The organism is Onishia taeanensis (genome assembly GCF_013349955.1).
Classification (GTDB): Bacteria; Pseudomonadota; Gammaproteobacteria; order Pseudomonadales; family Halomonadaceae; genus Onishia; species Onishia taeanensis_B.
Genome location: NZ_JABVXC010000063.1, coordinates 1 through 435 on the forward strand (window position 1 = coordinate 1; position 435 = coordinate 435).

Below are 435 nucleotides of genomic sequence, written 5' to 3' on the forward strand. Positions count from 1 at the left end.
CGAGAGTTCATGCATAACGATCGTTCATGCAAGTCGATGGTGCATGCCAGTCGATTGCTTGCGAGGCGCGCTTGGCAGGTACGCCACTCAGGTGTGTCACCCAGGCGCAGCCCCCTACGTTGGCCACGAAGCCTGCGCAGACATCTCTTGTTCAGCATTCTCTGACAAACTATGAGTACAATGCCTGCCATTCACTGAGCACATCGTCATCCAAGGAGTCTGCATGTCTGCCACTACCCCTTCACCTCGTCGGGCCATTCGTGATCGCGAGGTAAGCGAAACGACCCCTCAGGCGGTGGGACTCAATGTCTGCGTGCTGGGTGGCGGCAGCTTCGGGACCGCGATCGCCTCGATTGCCGCCGACAATGGTGCCAGCGTCACCCAGTGGATGCGTGATGCCAGCCAGGCCGAGGAAGTCAACACCCGGCACCGCAA

General features: G+C 59.5%; 1 pseudogene. It reads left to right on the top strand.

Features of this window, described 5'->3' with window-relative positions:
• Window positions 1–223: 223 nt before the first annotated feature.
• Window positions 224–435 (top strand): annotated as a pseudogene (locus HUS66_RS17475) (hypothetical protein); the annotation flags it as partial.